General features: G+C 45.0%; 25 protein-coding genes. 14 read left to right on the top strand and 11 right to left on the bottom strand.

Annotated elements, in window-relative coordinates; genetic code table 11:
* Window positions 1–17: 17 nt before the first annotated feature.
* From flhB to R7E38_RS00530, 6 genes are read right to left on the bottom strand one after another with little or no spacing between them, the layout of a single operon-like run.
* The gene (flhB, locus tag R7E38_RS00555) at window positions 18–1,145 is read right to left on the bottom strand and encodes a flagellar biosynthesis protein FlhB (protein ID WP_005375025.1); all 1,128 of its coding nucleotides are present in this window, start codon (window positions 1,143–1,145) and stop codon (window positions 18–20) included.
* Window positions 1,142–1,918 carry a flagellar biosynthetic protein FliR gene (gene fliR, locus R7E38_RS00550; protein ID WP_005375027.1) on the bottom strand — a complete coding sequence of 259 codons (777 nt, stop codon included), beginning with the start codon at window positions 1,916–1,918 and terminating at the stop codon, window positions 1,142–1,144. The genes flhB and fliR overlap by 4 nt, the downstream gene beginning before the upstream one ends.
* The gene (gene fliQ / locus R7E38_RS00545; protein WP_005375036.1) at window positions 1,918–2,187 is read right to left on the bottom strand and encodes a flagellar biosynthesis protein FliQ; all 270 of its coding nucleotides are present in this window, start codon (window positions 2,185–2,187) and stop codon (window positions 1,918–1,920) included. The genes fliR and fliQ overlap by 1 nt, the downstream gene beginning before the upstream one ends.
* Before the next feature lie 12 nt (window positions 2,188–2,199).
* Entirely contained in the window at window positions 2,200–2,958 is a 759-nt protein-coding gene (gene fliP / locus R7E38_RS00540; RefSeq protein ID WP_005375037.1) for a flagellar type III secretion system pore protein FliP, read from the bottom strand.
* A gap of 18 nt (window positions 2,959–2,976) precedes the next feature.
* Complete coding sequence (gene fliN / locus R7E38_RS00535; RefSeq protein ID WP_005375038.1) at window positions 2,977–3,348, bottom strand: flagellar motor switch protein FliN; 372 nt, start codon at window positions 3,346–3,348, stop codon at window positions 2,977–2,979.
* Complete coding sequence (locus R7E38_RS00530) at window positions 3,345–4,163, bottom strand: FliM/FliN family flagellar motor switch protein (protein ID WP_318081637.1); 819 nt, start codon at window positions 4,161–4,163, stop codon at window positions 3,345–3,347. Before R7E38_RS00530 ends, fliN begins: the two co-directional genes overlap by 4 nt.
* 379 nt (window positions 4,164–4,542) lie before the next feature.
* Here R7E38_RS00530 and R7E38_RS00525 point away from each other — a divergent pair, with 379 nt between their 5' ends.
* The 8 genes from R7E38_RS00525 to fliJ are packed head-to-tail and all read left to right on the top strand — an operon-like array spanning window position 4,543 to window position 12,566.
* Complete coding sequence (locus R7E38_RS00525; protein ID WP_064376382.1) at window positions 4,543–5,562, top strand: OmpA family protein; 1,020 nt, start codon at window positions 4,543–4,545, stop codon at window positions 5,560–5,562.
* Complete coding sequence (locus tag R7E38_RS00520; RefSeq protein WP_031778880.1) at window positions 5,562–6,893, top strand: sigma-54 interaction domain-containing protein; 1,332 nt, start codon at window positions 5,562–5,564, stop codon at window positions 6,891–6,893. The genes R7E38_RS00525 and R7E38_RS00520 overlap by 1 nt, the downstream gene beginning before the upstream one ends.
* A 15-nt stretch (window positions 6,894–6,908) precedes the next feature.
* Complete coding sequence (gene fliE / locus R7E38_RS00515) at window positions 6,909–7,265, top strand: flagellar hook-basal body complex protein FliE (RefSeq protein ID WP_171345516.1); 357 nt, start codon at window positions 6,909–6,911, stop codon at window positions 7,263–7,265.
* Window positions 7,266–7,268: 3 nt separating this feature from the next.
* Window positions 7,269–9,020: a flagellar basal-body MS-ring/collar protein FliF gene (fliF, locus tag R7E38_RS00510; protein ID WP_005384024.1), complete on the top strand. Its 1,752-nt coding sequence runs from the start codon at window positions 7,269–7,271 to the stop codon at window positions 9,018–9,020.
* Window positions 8,989–10,002, top strand: coding sequence for a flagellar motor switch protein FliG (locus R7E38_RS00505; RefSeq protein WP_005375048.1), 1,014 nt, complete (start codon window positions 8,989–8,991; stop codon window positions 10,000–10,002). Before fliF ends, R7E38_RS00505 begins: the two co-directional genes overlap by 32 nt.
* Before the next feature lie 4 nt (window positions 10,003–10,006).
* The gene (gene fliH, locus R7E38_RS00500; RefSeq protein ID WP_005375050.1) at window positions 10,007–10,762 is read left to right on the top strand and encodes a flagellar assembly protein FliH; all 756 of its coding nucleotides are present in this window, start codon (window positions 10,007–10,009) and stop codon (window positions 10,760–10,762) included.
* On the top strand, window positions 10,755–12,101 hold the full coding sequence (gene fliI / locus R7E38_RS00495) for a flagellar protein export ATPase FliI (protein WP_053350026.1): 1,347 nt from the start codon (window positions 10,755–10,757) through the stop codon (window positions 12,099–12,101). The genes fliH and fliI overlap by 8 nt, the downstream gene beginning before the upstream one ends.
* 24 nt (window positions 12,102–12,125) lie before the next feature.
* Window positions 12,126–12,566, top strand: coding sequence for a flagellar export protein FliJ (gene fliJ, locus R7E38_RS00490; RefSeq protein WP_017820533.1), 441 nt, complete (start codon window positions 12,126–12,128; stop codon window positions 12,564–12,566).
* 16 nt (window positions 12,567–12,582) lie between these two features.
* On the opposite strand, the gene R7E38_RS00485 is transcribed toward fliJ, so the two are convergent.
* On the bottom strand, window positions 12,583–13,641 hold the full coding sequence (locus R7E38_RS00485) for a S1 family peptidase (RefSeq protein WP_025768593.1): 1,059 nt from the start codon (window positions 13,639–13,641) through the stop codon (window positions 12,583–12,585).
* A gap of 73 nt (window positions 13,642–13,714) precedes the next feature.
* Complete coding sequence (locus tag R7E38_RS00480; RefSeq protein ID WP_226082783.1) at window positions 13,715–14,608, bottom strand: LysR substrate-binding domain-containing protein; 894 nt, start codon at window positions 14,606–14,608, stop codon at window positions 13,715–13,717.
* Window positions 14,609–14,736: 128 nt separating this feature from the next.
* Between R7E38_RS00480 and R7E38_RS00475 the strand changes: the two genes are divergently transcribed.
* The 6 genes from R7E38_RS00475 (at window position 14,737) to R7E38_RS00450 (ending at window position 20,021) form a co-directional block, all read left to right on the top strand.
* Entirely contained in the window at window positions 14,737–15,660 is a 924-nt protein-coding gene (locus tag R7E38_RS00475; RefSeq protein ID WP_053307934.1) for a DMT family transporter, read from the top strand.
* Window positions 15,661–15,759: 99 nt separating this feature from the next.
* Window positions 15,760–16,206, top strand: a complete 447-nt coding sequence (locus tag R7E38_RS00470; RefSeq protein ID WP_005375065.1) for an SRPBCC family protein — start codon at window positions 15,760–15,762, stop codon at window positions 16,204–16,206.
* A gap of 83 nt (window positions 16,207–16,289) precedes the next feature.
* Window positions 16,290–17,042: a phosphatase gene (locus R7E38_RS00465; RefSeq protein WP_005375066.1), complete on the top strand. Its 753-nt coding sequence runs from the start codon at window positions 16,290–16,292 to the stop codon at window positions 17,040–17,042.
* Between the two features lie 156 nt (window positions 17,043–17,198).
* Window positions 17,199–17,588 (top strand): cytochrome b562, encoded by a 390-nt coding sequence (locus R7E38_RS00460; protein WP_021035869.1) that lies wholly within the window; start codon window positions 17,199–17,201, stop codon window positions 17,586–17,588.
* A 218-nt stretch (window positions 17,589–17,806) separates the two neighbouring features.
* Window positions 17,807–18,166, top strand: a complete 360-nt coding sequence (locus R7E38_RS00455) for a hypothetical protein (RefSeq protein ID WP_080276971.1) — start codon at window positions 17,807–17,809, stop codon at window positions 18,164–18,166.
* A 415-nt stretch (window positions 18,167–18,581) separates the two neighbouring features.
* Window positions 18,582–20,021, top strand: coding sequence for a PepSY-associated TM helix domain-containing protein (locus tag R7E38_RS00450; protein WP_226082785.1), 1,440 nt, complete (start codon window positions 18,582–18,584; stop codon window positions 20,019–20,021).
* 51 nt (window positions 20,022–20,072) lie between these two features.
* Here the strand turns inward: R7E38_RS00450 and R7E38_RS00445 are convergent, their stop codons facing one another.
* From R7E38_RS00445 to R7E38_RS00435, 3 genes are all read right to left on the bottom strand, one after another.
* The gene (locus R7E38_RS00445) at window positions 20,073–20,456 is read right to left on the bottom strand and encodes a VOC family protein (RefSeq protein WP_176311333.1); all 384 of its coding nucleotides are present in this window, start codon (window positions 20,454–20,456) and stop codon (window positions 20,073–20,075) included.
* A gap of 30 nt (window positions 20,457–20,486) precedes the next feature.
* Window positions 20,487–21,416, bottom strand: coding sequence for a LysR family transcriptional regulator (locus R7E38_RS00440; RefSeq protein WP_042601221.1), 930 nt, complete (start codon window positions 21,414–21,416; stop codon window positions 20,487–20,489).
* 77 nt (window positions 21,417–21,493) lie between these two features.
* Entirely contained in the window at window positions 21,494–21,967 is a 474-nt protein-coding gene (locus R7E38_RS00435; RefSeq protein WP_176311332.1) for a hypothetical protein, read from the bottom strand.
* Window positions 21,968–22,091 lie beyond the last annotated feature (124 nt).

Below are 22,091 nucleotides of genomic sequence, written 5' to 3'. Positions count from 1 at the left end.
GGATAAACGCGGGTTAATCAGTGCTGCAAATGTTTTGGAATCGAAAAATGAGGTAAAGGAATTGGCTCTTTTCCCTCACCTTTACGAAAGGCTTTCAATTGCAAAACGTAAGTAAGAATATGTGCCACTGCGATGTACAGTTGGCTTGGGATTGCTTGTTCAATCGCCGTCGTGTGATAAATCGAACGGGTAAGTGGCGGGGAGTTAATGATTTCCACTTTGTTTTCTCGGGCGATACGTTGAATGTGCATAGCAGTTTCGTCTACGCCTTTTGCGACGACAAAGGGCGCGTCAGAAAGCGAAGGCTCGTATTTCAGTGCGACTGCGTAGTGCGTTGGGTTTGTGATGATCACGTCAGCCGTCGGCACCATTTTATCGATCTTACGGCGCGCAAACTGTTGCTGTATTTGACGAATACGTTGTTTTACTTCCGGACGACCTTCATTATTTTTAAATTCCTCTTTCAATTCTTGTTTCGTCATGCGGAGTTCTTTTAGGTGTTCCCAACGCTGATAAGGAATGTCGATAACCCCAAATAACAACAAGGCGAAGCCCATTAAAAGTAAGCCTTCAAACAGAATGGACATTACTAGAGAAAAACCTTGGCTGAGTGGGAGGTTTTGCATGCCAAGTAATGGCTGTAAGTGGTTGTCTAAATAGCCATATAAGATGCCGAAGATCACGGCTACTTTGAACGTCGACTTTAAGAGCTCAACCACTGAGCGGGTCGAAAAAATGCGCTTTATCCCGCTCAAAGGATTAATTTTGCTGAGCTTTGGCATCACGTTCGCGGGACGGAACATCCAGCCGCCTAGCACAAGGCTACTACCACAGGTCACGATAATAATGACGGTAAACAATGGTAATAGCATGTCGATGATGACTGCTAAACTTTGTCCCAATTGCTCGACAAGTTGTTTAGGATTTTCTAGGTCGGCTCGCGTCAGCATCATGTTGTAGCGAAAGATACCCGACATGCTTTCCCAAATACTATTAAGCTGAGAGTAAAAGTAGAGCGCCACCGCTAGAAATATAACCGCAGTAGTAAACTCTTTCGCGCGAGGAATTTGTCCTTCCTGACGGGCTTTCTTTACCTTCTGCGGTGACGCTTTTTCAGTTTTGTCTTGAGAAGATTGATCGCTCATGCTCCCCCCAACATAAAGTTACTCAAGTGTCTAATGGTGTCGTGAACGAGCGCCGTGTAGCGACCAGGAACACCAGAAACTGAGATTAATACGCTGAATAGACCCAGCAGCATCGTCATAGGAAAACCTAACGCATAGACATTAAGTGATGGTGCGGCTCGGTTCATTACACCAAAACTGATGTTGGCTAGAAGCATGGAAACAATAGCGGGTAAAGCCAAAGCTAGTGAAGAGGCAAACATCCAACCGAAAATATTGACAACACCTTGCAGAGAAAGCGATGTGATACCAGATCCGACTGGCCAAACAACAAAGCTTTGAATCACGATATCTATGACGAGTAAGTGTCCTTCTAGCGCAAGAAACAACAAGGTTGAGAAAATCAGAAATATGCGTCCCAAAATGGCGACAGAAAGCCCGTTAATAGGATCATTCATCATCGCCATACCTAAGCCCATTTGCAGAGAAATCACCTGACCAAGCATGGTGAAAACGTTAAAGAGCATGTGCAAAATTAACCCAAACATTACCCCCCAAATAGCTTGCTCAAAAGCAAGGAACAGGGAAGTCATAGAGAATAATTCGACTTGTGGCATGGGTGGCATTAACGGTCCAGTAATGACAACGATCGAGAGGGCCAGTAAAGTACGAACCCAAACAGGAATAATTGCATCACCAAAGAAAGGCATTGAAATAAATACGGCTCCCACACGAAAAAACGGCCACCAGAGTTGACCGAGTATCGCCGAGAGCTCTGCAAATGTGATGGCCATTAGCCAATCATCCCTGGTATGTTGTGGAACAAGAAATCAAACAGTTCCATGATCTTACGGAGCATCCAGTGACCTGCAAAAATCACCATTAATAAGGTAACGAGCAAACGTGGCAAAAAGCTGAGTGTTTGCTCGTTGATTTGTGTGGCAGCCTGAAATACGGCGATACACAAACCGACAATTAAGCCTGGAACAACCAATACGGCAACCATCAAAATGATCAGCCATACTGCATCGGAAAATAACGTTACGGTTAGTTCTGGGGTCATAACTGCTCCTAGTTAACCGAAGCTGGCAGATAAGGTGCCAACTGTCATTGCCCAACCATCCACGAGTACAAATACCACCAACTTAAAGGGAAGTGAGACAATTAAAGGTGATAGCATCATCATACCCATTGCCATCAGGACACTGGCGACAACCAAGTCGATGACCAAAAACGGGATGAAAAGCATAAAACCAATTTGGAAGGCGGTTTTCAGTTCACTAATGACAAATGCAGGCAAGACAACGGCAAATGAAATATCCTCAACGTTTTGGTCGAGAGGCTCATTGGCAATACGTAACATTTGTTCAAGAGAGCTTTGGTGCGTCTGTGCCAACATGAACTCTCTCACTGGTTTCTCTGCAACAGAAAAAGCCTGTATTAGCGTGATTTCGCCGTTGTCGTATGGCTGAAACGCATTTTCATAAATATCGCTCCAGACAGGGCGCATAATCAGTAACGTCAATGCGAGAGCGATCCCGACCAACACTCTGTTAGGTGGGCTTTGTTGAAGACCAAGAGCTTGGCGCAAAATCGCAAGGACAACGACAATTCGAGTAAAGCTCGTCGCCATCAAAATAAATGCTGGAAGAAAACTGAGCGCCGTCATCAACAACAGAATTTGCAGTTTAACGCTGTATTCTTGTTGTGTGTCGCCATCAGAAACGGACAAGATAGTTAAGCCGTTGTCAGCCGCCATTGTTGGGAAAGCAAACAAAAGTGACACCAATACCAAAAGAGGTAACCAACGGTGCCAAGCGCTCAGATTTTTCATTGTGATGCCTACCTAAGATTATTGACCAACGCCACTCAATGCAGAGTCATGTACATCGATCAGACGAAGTCCATACTTATCATTGACAACGACAACTTCAGCGTGGCCCATAAGAGAACCGTTTACTTTCACGTCTAAAGGCTCGCCATTGAGCTTTTCCAACTCGATAACCGTGCCTTCACCCGCTTTCATTAAGTCCCCAAGTGGGATCTCCTTACTCGCAACTTCCAGCGTGACTGTGACAGGAATGCTTTTGAAAAAGCTAAGGTCACGTTCCGCAGTGGCTGGTTCTTGTTGGAGCGTATCTTCGGCTTCAAAGTCTTCTAATTGAAAATCATCAAAGTTCAGTTCTTCTGCGTCGAATGCATTAGTTTCTAGCGCTTCGCTCATCGCTGCGGTTCCTTATCAGGGTTAAAGATCAAAACAAGTTGGCCGTCTTGCTCGGCAATACGACCTGTAAATAGAGATTGGTTGCCAATGCTTACTGGAACCGTGTTAAGAAGCTCAATAGGTAAAATATCGTTGGGTTGTAAGCCAACCATATCACTTAAAGGCATCTTCTTTTTACTTAGAACAACGTTCAGTCGAACGGGGGTCGCCTCTAAAGAACGACAGAAAGGTTGAAACAAATCGGTATCAGGTTGCAGTTCAAGCTGCTCGATCAGCGTTTGAATAAGATGACCATCTAGCTTGAGATGAATTGAGCCTTGATGATCGTCAAACGCAATGTTTAATTGAACGTTAATGCCAATACCTCTAGGGGTCTCATACTCACCCGTGTCCCACATTTCACCAGGAGCAAGCCAACCGATGATGATTCGACTGATGCGCTCTTGTAAACGTAAGTCACTGGCCGTCAGAGTAGCGGCTGAGCGCTCTGCACTTGCACCATAAAATCTATCAGCCAACTTTATGAGCGTGTGAGGGTTACCATGGATGAATACCATGCCGCCTTCCTGATGTTGATAGGTCGACGTTTGTTCTTTGTCCATCTCAACCGATGTAAAGCGGTGCAAGTCTACTGAGGTTAAGCTAGCTTCCACTTTTCCTGTGCTGAGCCAATTTTGTAATTCAGTCGTAAGGTTTGAGCAAGATCCTGAAATTAAATTATCGAGCTTCTCACGAATGATATGAATAGGTTTGCCTAATAATTCTACATCAAGTAGTTGACTATCAGAAATAGGCTCGCTAACTCTATTTTCCATTTATATTTTACCGTGCGTTAACAATCGAAAGTGTTTTAACTTAATGGCGTGTAGTCTACACAGAAATTTTAATGATCTTTTAGCTCCAAACTCTAAGATTGTGACTTTAGTTCACATGTTGCTTTGTTCATATAGTCATAATCTTTTAATGAAATTTAAAAAGAGTTAGTTTTCTTTATAAATCGCTTAATAAATAAAATAACAATGTTGAGCGTTTTAGTTGTTATAGATTTTTTAAATTGCCTTTATGGCGTAACAACAACTTCAAATAAATAAATTATAAGATACTGTTTTTTATGCTTAAAGCTTCCGTTGGAGGCTAAGCGTGCTCTCTTGAGCGTTTTGTAACCAATTTTAATATTCAGAATAGGTAATTAAAATGATTAGCTATGCCAGTTCTCTCGGCTTGGTGGCATATTTAATTAAACGGTTTAAGTCATGGGAATGTAAGATATACATGAATCATGTCCGTTTGATAATTTGTAACACAATTATTGTTATCAGTTTTATTTTTTCAAAAGTGTCATATTCAGAAGAAGTCTTAACAATCCCTATGGACCTCTCTAAATGGACATATGAGGGAAATAAATTCAAATGCAACTTGTTGCAATCAAATAAAGACTATGGGAAGTTTTATTTCCTAGCGGAACCTAATAATAAATTCTATTTTATTTCCGATATAGAATATGAAAACAATAAATGGAAAACGATTGCTTTAACAACTCAAAATGCTCCTTGGAGTAATGAGCTTTATAGAAAAGAATTTGGTTCCCTTGAATTTACTAAGCCGTCTCAGCGTTTCATCTTTAATAAAGGCGCTGAAGAATTCATGGATTCAATTGCTTCGGGTAGTTGGGTGACGCTGTCACTTAAAGGAAGTAATGCTTCCTCTGTTTCAGAGATTGTGATTCCTACTCTTCAAACTCAAAACGCATTGAAATCATTTAATGCGTGTCGCGCGCGATTGCCTAAATTGTCTTTTTCAGAGGCAAGGGATATGGCGCTCTCATTTGAGTTTGGTCAGAAGACGTTAAGTCGTGGACAGAAAGCAACACTAGAAGCGCTGTATAGCTATGTATCTGTGGATGATCGAGTGACCAAAATCCTCATCGACGGTCACACCGATAACGTTGGTTCAAGTTTAACGAACCTTTCTGTGTCACGTACTCGAGCAGAGCAAGTCACCAACGCTTTGATTGAGCTTGGGGTCGACGAGTCGATGATCGAAACACGAGCTCATGGTTCGCGTTACCCAATTGCCAGCAATAACTCGGTTAATGGCCAAGCAAAAAACCGACGTGTCACCCTGCGTTTAGTGAGGGACAACGAGTATACGGCTACGAAACACCACCCAGATCTACAATCACAAAATCAACAAACGAAAGTTAAGGTTCAATGATGACGAAAACGAAAATTTTGTTGGTTGAGCCAAATGAAGCTCTTGCTCAACCAGTATTGGATGTGTTGCAAAATGCAGGTTACACCGCGAAACACACTCGTACTGGTCGAGGCGCTTTGCTTGAAGAGCGAGCAGAAATCACTTTAGTGAGCTCTACGCTGCCGGATATGTGTGTTCGTGAGTTTGTCGCGTGTCACCAAAAGCAGCGAAATTCGGGTGTTGTTATTGCGATTGTCGACCAAGAACAAGGCATCTTGGCTGCTGAGACGATGAAAGCGGGCGCTACTGATTATCTATTACGCCCATTTGAATCTAATCAGTTGGTTAATCTGCTTAAACGTGTTGAAGCGTTAGGTAAGCCAATGGCCAACATTGTTGCGGAGTCTTGGAGAAGCAAACAAGTTCTGCAATTGGCGCATCGTGCAGCATGTACTAACGCGAGTGTGCTTATTACAGGTGAATCGGGAACGGGTAAAGAAGTGCTGGCGCGATATGTGCATGAGCACTCTCCGCGTATCAATGGTCCATTTGTGGCGGTTAACTGTGCCGCCATTCCAGAGTCAATGTTAGAGGCTGTGCTATTCGGTCATGTAAAAGGCGCGTTCACCGGAGCGACAAATTCTCAAAGCGGTAAGTTTGAAGAAGCAAATGGCGGGACGATTCTGCTTGACGAGATTGGTGAAATGTCACCTGCGGTTCAAGCTAAATTGTTACGCGTCCTTCAAGAGCGTGAAGTAGAACGTGTTGGTAGCCATAAAGCCGTTCAGCTCGATATTCGTGTTATTGCGGCAACCAACAAAGACTTACGTGAGGAAGTTCAAAAAGGCACGTTCCGTGAAGATCTTTATTATCGATTAGATGTGCTGCCTCTGCACTGGCCGCCTTTGCGTGAAAGAAAAGAGGACATTCTACCGATTAGCCAATTCTTTATTGAAAAGTATCAAGATAGCAGCCGCTGTCACTTATCCCAAGATGCGATTAGTGCGCTGAGTCAGTATCACTGGCCGGGCAATATTCGTGAGTTGGAAAATGTCATTCAACGCGCTTTGGTCATGCGTCATGGTGATTACATTACAGCCCATGACCTGATGCTGCCTATTGAGCTTGTCGCGTCAGTTCCTACAGCAGAGCCAACTTCAAGTTTTGGTCATGTAGAAGCGAAGAAGCAAGCTGAATATCAGTTTATTTTGGAAAAGTTACGTCAGTTTGGTGGAAACCGAACGAAAACCGCAAACGCGCTTGGAGTCTCTACTCGAGCGCTACGCTACAAGCTCGCAGCAATGCGAGAACATGGTATTGATTTACAGTCGGCACTAGGCTCGGCTGCCTAATAGGAGAAAAAATAGATGGCAAGTCAACCTACTCATGCGGTCTCGGCAGAGCAACTTATGTTGTCAAAAATGCAGGCGATGCAGGCACAAGTGCAGCAGCCAGAGTTTATCGTGAGTGCAAATCCTTTAGATCAACAATCACTAAACGCACCTTTATCGTTCTCACAAGCGATGACAAATGTGTTGGATACAGTGAATCAACATCAATCAGTGGCTAGTCAAAAAATGACGGCCGTAGAAACAGGAAAAAGTGATGACCTAGTTGGTGCAATGGTCGCGAGCCAAAAAGCCAGCTTGTCCTTTAATGCTTTGATGCAAGTGCGCAACAAAGTCGTGACCTCATTTGAAGATATTATGAAGATGCCGGTGTAATTCATGTCAGAACTAACCCCCCAAGTCGCCGGAAACACAGCTATGGCTACCGGCACAGCACAGACATTTTCTACTGCCAACGGCATGGACGATGTGACAACGAAGCTGAAGCAAATCTGGTCTAGCAGTCAGAGAAACTTAGTGCTATCTGCGGTGTTAGCTGCGATTGTTGCAGCGATTATTGTGGTTGCACTATGGAGTTCCTCGCAGAGCTTTCGTCCGCTATATAGCCAACAAGAGCGTTTTGATATCGGCGAAATTGTGTCGGTATTAGAAAGCGAAGGCGTAAGCTACCGCATGCAAGAGCAAAATGGACAAGTTCTTGTACCAGAAGGTGAGGTTGCGAAGGTACGCATGTTGCTTGCATCAAAAGGTGTTAAAGCTAAGCTGCCGACAGGTTTGGATTCGCTCAAGGAAGATAGCTCTCTTGGTACGAGCCAATTTATGGAAACAGCGCGTTATCGTCATGGTTTAGAAGGTGAGTTAGTACGTACTATCATGTCTTTGAACTCAGTAGCGAACGCGCGTGTTCATTTAGCAATACCTCGTCAAACTCTATTCGTCCGCCAAAACAGTGAGAATCCTTCAGCATCTGTCATGCTTGAGCTCAAACCTGGTGAAGACTTAAAGCCTGAACAAGTTGAAGCGATCATTAACCTAGTGGTCGGCAGTGTCACGGCAATGAAGCCAGAATTTGTTTCTGTCATTGACCAGTATGGCCGTCTTCTTAGTGCGGATGTCGCTTCTGCGGAAGCTGGTAAAGTAAATGCGAAATATCTTGAATACCAGAAGAGTGTTGAAAAACAGATCATCCAACGCGCAGCAGATATGCTTACGCCGATTGTGGGGCCGAGTAACTTCCGAGTACAAGTCGCTGCCGATCTGGACTTTAGCCAAGTTGAAGAAACACAAGAAATTTTGGATAACGCACCGGTTGTGCGTAATGAGCACACCATTCATAACAACTCGGTTGATCAAATTGCGTTGGGTGTTCCTGGTTCTCTAAGTAACCAACCGCCAGTGACAGGATCTGGTGAAGTGGAAACGAACGATAGCCAAAACACGAATGCGCGATCTGAAGTGAATCGTCAATATGCTGTAGGGAGCAGTGTTCGTCGTACTCAATACCAACAAGGCCAAATAGAAAAGCTTAGTGTATCGGTTCTGTTGAACTCCAAAGCTTCGCCAGATGGTGTGGCGTGGAGTGAAGCCGATAAAGAGCAAATCTCAAACATGATCATGGATGCTGTTGGTATCTCTGCCACACGTGGTGACAGCTTAAGTTTAATGAGTTTCAACTTCACCCCAATTGAAATTGATGCTCCTCCTGCACTGCCGTGGTGGCAAGACCCTACAGTACAGCAGCCAATACGCTACGTTATTGGTGGCTTGTTAGGCTTGGCGATGATCTTCTTCGTACTGCGTCCATTAATCATGCACCTAACTGGCGTTGATAAACCTGTGCCTGAGCTAAATTTTGCTGAGCCTCAGGAAGAACCTGACTACGAAAACTTGCAAACGCGTGAAGAGCGCGAGCATGAAGAAGTACTTGATCGCCGCCTATCTGAAAAAGGCATCTCAGCCTCTTCAGGTTTAGATGTAAACAGCGACATGCTACCACCAGCAGGTTCGCCATTAGAAATTCAATTGAAACACCTACAGCTTATTGCTAATGAAGAGCCAGAGCGCGTAGCCGAAATACTGAAACAATGGGTAAACATCAATGAACACAGTTCTATCAAAGCAGACGCTTAGTTATGTTGAACAAACCGCGCTCGTGCTATTAGGCATGGGCGAGGATGCCGCAGCGAAGGTTTTGCAACACTTTAGCCGTGATGAAACCCAGCGTGTGACTCGTGCAATGGCGAAGTTAAATGGCATTAAGAGCGATTCTGCTCGTGGTGTTATTCAAACTTTCTTTGAAGATTTTCGTGAGCACAGCGGTATTCGAGGAGCCTCGAAGGAATACCTATCTAATACATTGCGTAAAGCATTGGGTAACGATTTGGCAAAAGGGTTATTGAATACCTTATATGGCGATGAAATTCGCAACAATATGCAGCGCTTACAGTGGGTGGAAGCAGAAACTCTCGCTCGTTTCATTGTGAACGAGCACCCACAAATGCAAGCAATTTTTCTAGCGTATTTGCCAGCAGACAGCTCTTCAGCGGTATTGAAGCACTTGCCACAAGATTACCATGACGAAATCTTGTTCCGTATTGCTCAATTGCAAGATATCGATCATCAAGTTGCTGTTGATTTGCATGAACTCGTTGAGCGTTGCATCGAAAAAGTATCCGCAAGTCAAAGCACGCCGTTATCAGGTGTTAAGCAAGCTGCAGATATCATTAACCGCTTTGAAGGTGACCGTGGTTCATTGATGGAAATGCTGAAGTTGCATGATGAAGATGTTGTTAATGCAATCGAAGAAAACATGTTCGACTTTATGGTTCTTGGCCGACAACGCGAAGAAACTATGGACATGTTGGTGCAGCAAATCCCGCTAGAGTTGTGGGCAGTTGCGCTAAAAGGTTCCGATATTACCTTACAACAAGCTATTAAGCGTTCAATGCCGCAACGTATGGTGAAAGCGCTAGAAGATGACATGGACGCACGCGGCGCTGTTGCGTTAAGTCGAGTTCAAAAAGCACGTCAAGACATCATGCAAATGGTACGTGAGCTGGATGAATCTGGTGAAGTTCAGCTGCTTCTCTATGAAGAGCCAACGGTGGAGTAAGGTCATGCTAGAGACAAAATCAAGTACTATGCGATTGCCTCCGAGCGGGTATCGTTTACACCGTTTTCCGCCTTTAGCGCAACCTAAGACTATCGAAGACGAATTCGGGCTAGATAACCAAGGCTGGCAAGAACCTCAAATTGATATCCAACAGCAACTTGAAGAAGGTTTTCAACAAGGTTTGCAACAAGGACATGAGGAAGGCTTACGCCAAGGTATCGAACAGGGCAAGCAACAAGGTCTGTTGGAAGGCCAAAAAGAAGGTTTCCAAAAAGGCTTTGTTTCCGGTGAGCAGTCTGGAAAGCAAGGCTTTTTGGAGGCGGCGAAGCCTGTCAATGAACTTTTTCACGCCCTTTCTCGTTGGCAGGATGAAAAAGAGCAGCAACAACGTCATATGATTTGTGAACTGGTACAAAAGGTAGCTCAGCAAGTGATTCGTGCCGAGCTCACTTTAATGCCTCAGCAGATCCTAGCTTTGGTGGACGAGACATTGTCTGCCATGCCTGGTAAAGCGGAAACAGTAACTGTGCATTTAAATCCGCAAGATTTAGAGCGTATTACTCACATCAATGCTGATTTGCCGCAATCTTGGAAACTGGTCCCTAATACGGAGCTTCCTATTGGTGGCTGTCAGTTAGTGACTGATGACGCAGAAGCGGATGCGAGCTGCGACTCTCGTTTGGAAGCCTGTATGGACAATGTAAAGCAACACCTTTTGGATGAAGTCAGTATTCCACAGGTAGAGTCTGAGCATGAGTAATACCCTAAGCCATGAACTATTAAGTGAGCGTTTGAGCGAAGCCTTGGCTTCGCTTGATTCAATCCCTGTTGCTCGCGTAACAGGGCGATTGATAAAAGTAAACGGTTTAATGTTACAAGCCGTAGGGTGTCGGTTTAAGCTTGAGCAGCGTTGTCTCGTAGAAACCGCGGAAGGCGATATGATCGAAGCGCAAGTTGTGGGCTTTGAACACACTATTGCTTACCTCATGCCTATCCGCCGTTTAGGCGGTCTGTTTGCAGGTGCAAAAGTCATCCCTCTTGATGGTGACAGTACCGTGCAGCTAAGCTCTCAGTGGTTAGGACGCGTACTGAATGGTTTAGGTGAGCCGTTAGATGACGGGGCACCGCTTAAGGGGGGAGAGCGAGTTTCACTTGAACCAAAACCGATTAACCCACTGAAGCGACGCCCAGTTGATACACCACTCAACGTAGGCGTGCGTGCGATTAATGGACTATTAACGGTAGGCAAAGGCCAACGTATTGGTTTGATGGCTGGCAGTGGCGTCGGTAAAAGTGTGTTAATGGGGATGATCACCAAAAACACGGAGGCCGATGTAATTGTGGTCGGGCTTATCGGTGAGCGAGGCAGAGAAGTACGTGAGTTTATCGAGAGAAACTTAACCCCAGAAGCACGCAAGAAAGCGATCATTATCGCGGCTCCTGCTGATGAATCCCCGCTAATGAGGTTAAGAGCGACACTACTTTGTCATCGCGTTTCAGAGTATTTCCGAGACCAAGGCAAAGACGTTCTACTTCTGATGGACTCTCTAACCCGATACGCCATGGCACAGCGCGAAATCGCTCTTTCGCTCGGAGAGCCTCCAGCTTCTCGTGGTTATCCGCCCTCAGTCTTCAGCGTGTTACCTCAACTCCTAGAGCGAGCGGGTAACAGTGAAAATCAACATGGTAGCTTAACGGCAATTTATACCGTATTGGCAGAAGGGGACGACCAACAAGATCCTGTCGTGGATTCCGCGCGCGCCATCTTAGATGGGCATGTCGTTTTATCGCGTCAACTGGCTGAGCAAGGGCATTATCCCGCGATAGATATCAACGCGTCTATTAGCCGTTGTATGAATACTTGTACGCAGGACGCACACAGCACGATTGCGAATAACTTCCGTCAAATGTACTCCAACTACCTTCAGGTTAAAGAGTTACTGCCATTAGGGGGTTATCAACCAGGACAAGATCCTGAGTTAGATCAATCTGTTGCTATGTATCCAAATTTGCGTGCATATCTACAACAAGCTGCCAACGAGTCTGTAGATTACCCAACCAGTTTGACCGAGCTCGCGCAGCTTTTTCAAAGTGCTTAATCAAATGGGAGTGACAAGGCTGAAATGAAATCCAAGTTAAAAGCCGTAGGCAAGTTACAGCAAATGGAAGAAAAACAGCGTGACCGTGTGGGTCAACAACTTGATGCCATGCGTCAGCGTCACTCCCATCTTTCAATGCAATTGGAACAGTTGTCGGCGTTGAAAGGCCACGCTGGACAATCAACCCGAACCGGCCCGACGCTGACGAGCGCGGCTTTGATGAACTTTAATCGTGTTGACCAAATGCTACAAAGAATGCTTCGTCACCACGAGCAAGAGCAAGCCGTTATGCAAGCGGAATGTGCATCTGTACAGAAAACGCTAGAACACAAGCACGCACGCGTTCAAGGGTTAGAAAAAGTGCTTGATCGTTGGCGTACTAAGCAGAACTATGAAAAAGCGAAAAAAGAGCAAAAGATGATTGAAGACATCATTAACTCTCGCGTTAAGCGCAAGATATTATGATGTCTTGTTGACGCTACTAGGAGCGCGAATAATTTCTGCGGTGTCTTAGCCAACCAAACCAGCCTCCAAGCATGATCAACCCTGATCCGAGAGCACCGCCGCCACTGCTGCCGTTGTTACCAAAGCCAGATGTGTTGGTATCGACAGGCTCAAAGCCAGAGTCCCCTTCGCTATGATAATCTTCCGAACTTGCTAAGAGGGCGTTATAACTGGTTTTTACACCTGAGCTGGTTTGGGTCTCAATCCATGTTGCATAGTTCAAAATCTCGGTAAACACACTTGGAATCGCAGCGGATTCGCAAACTGAAGAACCGTAGCTCACAATGCCAATTTGCTGATACATGCCATTATTGTCTTGATAGGTGAGAGGACCGCCTGAGTCACCACGACAGATACCAGTGTAGCTTCGTTCAGGAAATCCATTCGCACATAAACTTTCCTGAGCGTTAAACCCTGTTACCAACGAAGCGCATTGGGTGTCGGTAAGGGGTTTTACTTCTGCCCAGCGTAAATAGTTAGGGGGGCTTTCATCATTGGTTGAGGTCTGACCTAAACCGAATATCTGATAAACTGACTTGCTGCTGTAGTCTCCAAAGTCTTGCGGTAAAGTGATGGATTGGACGTTATCGGTGATAGGTCTAGTCAATTCAAGGACAGCGATGTCATTAATCCATAAATCGCTAGGCACATAATCAGGATGAATCGTGATAGAGCGAACATCTTTGAATTCTTCAACAAACACGTCATTCATCGTAGGGTTTTTGACTAACACTCGTAGGTCGTTGATTGTCCAGCCGTCAGTAAAAACGCTTGGTTCTACGCAGTGAGCCGCAGTTAAAATGAAGCGGTCGTTTACAATGGTTCCCCCACAAATATTGGCAAACTGATTAGCGCCAGTTTTATGTAGAATAAGACGTGCAAAAAAAGGAAGTTGGTTTTGGGTAGCCTGCTGACCCCCAATAATTGCCGTGGAGATCCCTTGTTCTGAAAGACGGTTATCATTTTCTACTTCAGCGGTCGTACTCAAAGATACTGCAAAACAGAGTGCGCTTAGCCATATTTGATACTGCTTCATAAACCATCCTTGGATGAAAAGTGCTCTTCTAACTTTATACTAGTTTTTCAGTGAATGTGCTTAACAAAAGTTTCTAATAGTTGAATGATTGTTGTAGCCAAGATCGCAACAGATGAAACGATTCAAGCTTTAGCTTGTGTGGCGGGCATACAAAGTAAAGCTGTTGATGAGGATTAATGACGGGTTCACCCAGCTCGATTAGCTGACCATATTTGATGTCATCCTTCACAAACAAGCGATGAGTGACCAATAACCCCAAACGACGAGTTGTGGCCTGGACGGCTTGTATCGACATGTTAAAAGTGATTGGTTTTTTATTTTTAGGTCGCTGGATACCCGTCGCGTCCAGCCACACGTTCCAGTCATTTTTTCTTCGTTCGTTAGTAACTTCAATGATGGGATACTGCTTTAAGAGTTGAGTGATGTTTGAGTCCTTGGTCTTCGCTATCAATTCAGGACTGCACACCAAAACCAGTTCATCTTCACTGAGCTTTTCGCAGTAGTAATCCTGCCATTCTTCGGGATTTCCATGCACCAAGGCCGCGTCGATACCTTCTTGTTCTAAATTGAATCTGCCAGACAGGTTTGATAAACGAACGTCTAATTGAGGAGCAAACCTTTGTAAATCTGACATTCGAGGAATCCACCAGTGAAGAGCCAATGAATTCACCATATTGAGCGTAACACGCTGCAAGTTCTGATCTTGGATGAGTGCTTCCGTTGCATCGACAATTTGCTCTAAAGCGGGTGCCACCTTCCTGTAATACTTTTTACCGTCCGCGTTGAGTTGAACTTGTCTGCCTATGCGATCAAATAGAGGCTTGTTGACTTGACTCTCCAGCGATTTAATTGCCTGACTTACGGCTGAGTGGCTCACACTTAATATCTGTGCTGCTTCTGTCATGCTGCCAGACTCAGCTACTGCAACAAATGCGTAGATGGACTTTAAGGGGACTAGTTTCCGCATAATTTAAAAACCGTAGCTGGTGATAGATAAGTTAAACTGTAAGTTTTTCTTACATCAATGGTTAATATTACTCGCTATTTACGATAAGTGATGTCTTTTAAAATGCTCCATATATTAAGGAGTATTGAATGAATGCTGTAAATAAATCTATCCTTTTCATGTTGATGTCTACGTTAAGCTTATCTGTTACTGGACTGTTAGCAAAGCAGTTGTCAGGCGAACTTTCCGTCACACTATTTAGCTTCTTACGTTTTTTGGTGCCTGCGCTTATCTTACTTATCTTACTTCGTGTGAAAAACCTTACCTTTCCTAAAGCGGGCACGCTAAAGCCTATTTTATTGCGTGCTCTTTGTATCGGTTTGTCACAACTTTGCTTTATCGCGTCATTACAAACGTTAACGCTCGTTGAAGGGGTTGTGTTGTTTGCTACTGGCCCATTATTTATTCCCTTGGTTGAAAAGCTGTTCATGAGGGGGCGCATTCGTGTTTCAACTTTGGCGGCTTTAGCAATGGCGTTCACTGGTGTGGTTATGTTGGCGGGCGGTGGAAGTGAGATTACATGGCGAGCGGATTTATTGCTCGGCTTGGCTGGTGGACTCTTCAATTCTGGTTCTCAGCTTACGTTATATAAAGTGAGTAAAACAAATATGTCGCCGCTAGAAATCAACTTTTGGGCGTTTGGTTTTGCTGCCGTATTTCTGTTGCCGCTAACTTTGTTTAATGACTTCGACGCGTTACTTAATATGAGTGTTATGGCGCCTGAGATTTCTTCAAATACGCTGTGGATCGGTATGATGTCTCTGATGATCATTAACACCCAAGTTTTTCGCTCCAAAGCATATAAACTGGCAAGCAGTGGCTCTCAACTTGCGCCACTCATTTTTACTAACTTATTGTTCACTGCGGTTTGGCAGAGCCTGTTTTTTGAAGACCGAATGAGTCAAAGTCAAATTGTTGGGATGAGTTTAATAGTGCTCGCAATCATACTGAACACATGTTGGGTTCGTTTTACGGCGCATCGCAGTGGCGGTTTACAAGCGAGAACTTCTTAGTCTGTCGGAAAATGAAGGGGGCAGGTAGATAAATTGGTCGTGTGGTTTGATTTTTCCTGAGTATGGGCTAGCGTCAAGAAAGGTTCAGGGAGAGAAATCATGCTTACGCTAAATTATTACGTCGAAATTTCGGCGACACCGCAACGAGTGTGGGAAGTGCTAACCGATGTTGAGTTGTATAAACGTTGGGCACAAGCCTTTTCACCGCAGTCTCAATTTGAAGGAGCTTGGGAAGAAGGAGGTGGCATCACTTTTTTTGATCCAGATATGGGCGGGACAAGGGCGATCATAGATACGGTGCTACCGCTTCAAAAACTTGAATTTCATCATGTTGCCATTTTTAATCCGGATAATCGTCAACAACTCGATGCTGACCTAGCATCTAGGTGGATCGGATCGCGAGAGATCTACCAGATCGATACCAACAACGATCGTTTACTACTCAATGTTACCATTCATACTCACAACGACTTTGTTTCTATGTTTAATCACGGATGGGAAAAAGCCTTACCCTTGATAAAAGCCATTAGTGAAGAGCAAGCTTAGGGTTCTTGCTTATCTTGGGCTGACGATGCGTTGCCTGAAGGTATACAATAGCACGCAAGATAGCGCACCTTAGAGAGTGGATGATGGAATTTAAAGTTGATACCCATACACATACGTACGCAAGTGGTCACGCGTACAGTACCTTGATTGAAAATGCAAAGTTGGCAAAAGAGAACGGGCTGGATATGTTCTGCACGACCGATCACGCAGAATCAATGCCGGGTGCGCCTCATTACTGGTTCTTCTCTAACCAGAAAATTCTGCCTCGCTTTCTTGAAGGCGTTGCGATTATTCGCGGCGTTGAATCTAACATTATGAATACCGAAGGCGACATTGATATTCCACTGAGTGTGGACCGCAACTTAGATTGGGTGATTGCGAGTTTTCATGAACCCGTTTTTCGTCCTGCAAACAAGCAAACTCACACGGAAGCACTTGTTAATGTCATTCAGAGTGGTCGTATTGATGCGCTCGGTCATCTTGGTAATCCAAATTTCGACTTTGATTTTCAGACCGTTTTAGCGTGCGCGAAAGAGCACAATGTCGCGATTGAAATTAATAACACCACGCTGAAAGGCAACAGCCGAGTAGGCAGCGTAGACCGTTGCCACGAGATTGCACAAATCGGGAAAGATCTCGGTGTTTTCTTCACCACGGGCAGTGACGCGCACTTCTGTCACGATGTTGGTAATCTGGATTTGGTTGGAGAGTTAATGGACAAAGTGGGTATTGATAGCAAGAAAGTGATTACTCACACCGCTCAGCAGTTTTTGTCTTTCTTAGCTTTGAGAGGCCGTAAACCAATTGCAGAATATGACAGCATTCTCAACGCATAAACTTGATTACATTTAAGGTATGCACCCGACGCCAGATTGCTTTACACTGCGACCCGGAAATACTCAACTAAGCTAGTTTTTCGCCTTTTATGGCGTAGGTTATTTGGGTGAATAAAGCCGACACAGAATTCGGCACTATAAATGGAGAAGTGAAAAATGTTACGTCCTTTAGTCCTAGGGTGTGCGATTGCGTTTGGCTCAACATACGCAATGGCAGAAGCGGTTGATTTAAAACAAAACATGAAACAGATGAAGATGGAATTCAAACAGGCGGCAGAAGCATCTGATGTCGAAACCATGAAATCTGCGATTGATAGCTTGCAAGCGATTGTTGAACAATCTAAGCGTGGTAATTACCCACCAGAGAAGTTTGATACTTACTTAGAAGGCTTTAACAAGCTGACGGTAACGCTAGATAAGATTGAAGCGGATCTTGATGCGGGCAAGCTACAAGAAGCAAAAGCTCAACTGCGTGAAATCGATAGTCTTCGTGAAGAGTACCACGACAAGCGCAATCCAAGCATTTGGAGCAAGTTGTTTGGCTAATTATCTACTGAGCGGAGCATTTGCTCGTGGCAGTGGATTACGCGTTATCTCTAAGTAATGAATGAACACATTATCAGCCTGCCATTTCGGCGGGCTTTTTTGCGACTGTCAATCGATGCATTCAAGAAAACCTGTGAGGTAGCAAGCACTTATTGATCCTGTTTTTGAGCTATCACTCAAAATTGGTTACGCTGTGTGAAATTTGTTAAGTCACCGTTATGCGTAGATTAATTCCTTTTTACCGCTCGATGTTATTTGCTAGTGCTCTCAGTTGGGTGCTAGTGACGCTGATGCCTGTTATCAATGCTCATGGTAACAGCATGGGCGTGTGGGCGACGTTATGTACGCTTAACGGTTTTGAGTTGGTCCAAATAGAAGAGGGCGACAATTCGGTCAGCCACAAAGGCAAGCCTTGTCCGTTTAGCCACTTCTCGACTTTTCATCACGATACACTTCCAACGACACCGATACTTTCAAGACAGAGCTTGGTGACTTCTGACAGCTACGCTTATTTGGCTCTAAGTGTGCGATTTGAAACACCAGTTCCTAGAGCGCCGCCAGTTTCCCTTTTCTCATAACGAAAACAATTACACGATACCCAAGTAACCTCGAGATGCTTGGTTCAGCGAGAATGACTTGGTTTGTAGACGCGGCGGCGATTTAAAGGTCTAGTGGGTCTAAATCAAGATATCGACAACAAAGTATACAAGCCAAGGCAACTCGCCCTTCGGGAGCGTGTCATTGCTCCGATTGCTGCTTCAAACAACTTGGAAAGAGTTGTCTATTACACAGCGTTGTTTTCTTTGCACTCGAATCAATGACAACGCTCTGAATCCAGCATCTTGAAGTCACTTGGGTATATAGTCAGCAACACTGCCACTTCGAGCAGTGGTACTCCCAAATCTAAGTCAATTAGCGCCGCATACAAATGTGTATGTGCAGGATGCGTTTGACTGAATTTGGGTGTTCAACAATGAAAAAAGGAAAATACACATGTTGAGAAACTCGGCAAAGCCTCAACTCAAGGAAGCCTCACGCGCAAAATCCATCTACTTTATGACGTGGCGATGGCACTTTTACGCAGGTTTGTTCGTCATTCCATTTATGCTCATGCTTTCCCTCACGGGGTTGGTGATGTTGTTTGATGATGAAATCGAACTGGCTCGATACGAAGCGACATTACAAGTTTCACCACAAGAGCACATGATTCCTGTCTCTGCACAATTGGAAACCGTAAAGCAGGCGTATCCCGATTTTAATGTCACTCAATTTGTACCTGCTAAAACGGCCGATATCGCCAACCGATTCTCGATTCAAAACCAAGAAGGCAGCTCGCTGATTGTTGCAGTAAATCCTTACACAGGAGACGTACAAGGCACCATTAATCGTGGTGATAGCATCTATGAACTGATGAATAGTATTCACGGTACGCTGCTCATTGGCGACCTAGGCGACCGTTTAATTGAAATCGCCGCAAGTCTGGGGATTTTGCTGTTGGTATCTGGTTTGTACCTTTGGTTACCTAGAGACAACGCCAGTCGCGCCGGCTTTTTGAAAATTCGCCTTAACAACGGTCCTCGGATTTTGATGCGTGACCTGCATGCGAATTTAGGTGGTGTGCTGTCGATTGTTCTGTTGTTCTTTTTGATTTCAGGTTTGTCGTGGGCAGGGATCTGGGGGGCGAAAATGGTGCAAGCTTGGAATACCTTCCCAACCTATTACACATGGGGTGAGAAACCGGAATCCACACTGACACACAAAGATCTCAACCATGGCGCTTCAGAAGAGATGCCATGGAACTTAGAGCTTGCTGCTGTGCCTGAATCGAAAGACAAACCCGCTCATGATCATGCCAATATGAAGGAAGATATGGCATACGCAGGCAGCCATGATGCGCTCTCTGTTGATGATATCATCCTCAAGGCTGAAATGTTGGGCTTCACTGGTTATAAGTTGTTTTTGCCGCGCTCTGAGACGGGCGTTTACACCGTTGCAGCTAACTCTATGGGTGGCGATATCTCCGACCCAAGACAAGATCGCACCAGCCACTTTGACCAATATTCCGGTCGCTTGTTGGTGGACGTCACATGGCAAGATTACAGTTTGTTTGCCAAGTTCATGGCGGCAGGTGTGTCATTGCATCAAGGTGATGTGAGTATATTGAACAAAGTACTCAACGTAGTGTTCTGTTTGGCGTTCATCTTAATCTCAATCACAGGTGTGGTGATGTGGTGGATTCGTAGACCAAGTCGCAGTGCCGCATTGGGCGCGCCACCTAAGTTTCAGCAAGACGGCATTTGGAAACTTGGTTTAGTAACGTTGGTGATATTGTGTCTGGCGTTTCCGATGGGCGGTTTGGCGATTGTTACGGTTCTCGCACTGGATTGGCTGTTGTTCAACCGCGTTGAGAAGCTGAAAACAGCGTTGAATTAGTAACAGACAAAGAATGGAATAGTAAAAGAGCCAGCGACGTGCTGGCTCTTTTTATTTCTGGTAAATCTCCAGTGGCAAGCCATCTGGATCTTGGAAGAAGGTAAATGCTTTGCCTGTGAATTCGTCAATACGAATTGGCTCAACTTCAACGTCATTCGATTCTAGGTAGGCTTTCACCTGTTCAACATCATCAACCAAAAACGCGAGATGTCGTAGCCCTTGTGCTTCGGGAAAGCTCGGTCTCTCTGGTGCGCCCGGAAAGCTAAACAGTTCAACTTGGCGGCCGTCGGGTAAAGCGAGGTCAAGCTTGTATGAGTCTCTGGCTTCACGATAGTTTTCAGCAATGACTTTTAGCCCCAACACTTCAGTGTAAAAGCGTTTTGACCTTGGGTAATCGCTACAAATGATCGCGACGTGATGAATGGCATTAAACATGGTTAGCCTCTTCAAACATGGCTCGTATCCTCAAGCATGGTTAGTGTCCTCGGAGACTAAATGCTCCTTAACGAAGTCGATAAACACGCGCAGACGAGCAGGCATGTATTTGGTTTGTGCATACTGCATCGCGATAGCGCCGTGGTAGTTACTCTTTATCATCCAATCCGGCAGAACCTCCACCACTTCCCCTTGCTCTAACGCGTCTTTGATCACGAAGTCATGGAAGATCCCAATTCCCAAGCCAGACTTAACCCCGTTCAAGCGCATTTGAGAATGGTTGACGGCGTAGCGCCCACTCACGGCAATCGAATGAAAGGCTTCCTCTTTAAAGAATGACCAGATGTTGTCTTTGTCGTTCTCGGCAAGGTAAATGCAGTCGTGTTGCTCAAGCTCGGTTGGGTGCTCAGGCATACCGTGTTTGGTGAGGTAATCTGGAGAGGCACATAAAACGAGATTGGTCTTGCTGATCTCTTTGAGTACCAGATTCTCATCGGGTTTGTCGGTGAGCTTAAACGCGACATCAATGCCTTGGCGGAACAGATCGATCTCACCATCTGCTGCACGCAGCTTAAGCTGAATATTTGGATAACGTTCTAGGAATGGCAATACAAACGGTTGAAGCACCGAATTAAGAAATGCTTCAGGGGCTGCCACTGTGAGTGCGCCTGTTGGCTCGGCATGATCTTCCGCAGATAGCTCAACGGCTTGCTGCGCGGCATTCACCATTGCGATGCTTTGGTCGTAAACCTTTTGTCCTGCTTGAGTGATGATCAACTTACGAGTCGTGCGCTCAAACAATTTGACCGAAAGCGCTTGCTCTAATCGTGTGATCAACTTACTTAAAGCCGATGGCGTCACGCCGAGTTGTTTGGCTGCTGCGGTAAAACTGCCTTCGTTTACCACTAAGATAAACGAAGCAAGATCAGGAAGTAGGGCAATGAGTTTTGGATTAACCATAATTGTTCAGTTCTGCGCAGCGGAATAACGATATTGTCTGGTACGGTTTCACGAGGTTCAAGTGTCACTGTCTCGCTTTAACGATATTTTGCCAAAAATGCATTGAGTTCAGGCAAGCCAGATTCACCAGTATGGTATTGCTGCCAACAGTGATAAATGGCCGTTTCGTGGTCTGCAATCAACTCGATAGCTTCTCGCTCAGCGATTGAATACTGCTGTGAAGCTTTCACTTCTTCATGCCACTCTCGATACTTGACCTCATAAGGTTCTACCCATTTCAGAAGAGTCGCCACCAACTCTTGCCATGGTAAATCAATCCATTTGGTTGCATCTTCCAAGCCTTTATCCAGCATCTCTTGGTATCGACTTTCTATATCCATCCCATTTTTCAGCAGTACAGGTTTGAGCTTTTCTGCGGTGAGTTCTTCCACTTCAATCAAGGTTTGCCACAGCGTTTGTTGTTCACTTTGGGCGTAATGGCTCAAGTAGTGGTTGAAAAAAGCGATGCCGTAGATTTCGCCATAGTAGGCAGACAGAACGTTATGAATCATGGTGAGAATCGTGATTTAAACAGAGAATACCGCATTGTAGGAGGGGAAAGCGCGAAGTGTAAATATCTGAATATACTCAAGTGACTTCAAGATACATGGTTCAGAGCGTTGTCACTGATTCAAG

The organism is Vibrio sp. Vb2131 (assembly GCF_033338535.1).
GTDB classification, from domain to species: Bacteria; Pseudomonadota; Gammaproteobacteria; order Enterobacterales; family Vibrionaceae; genus Vibrio; species Vibrio alginolyticus.
This window is presented reverse-complemented; position numbering and strand designations above follow the sequence as displayed.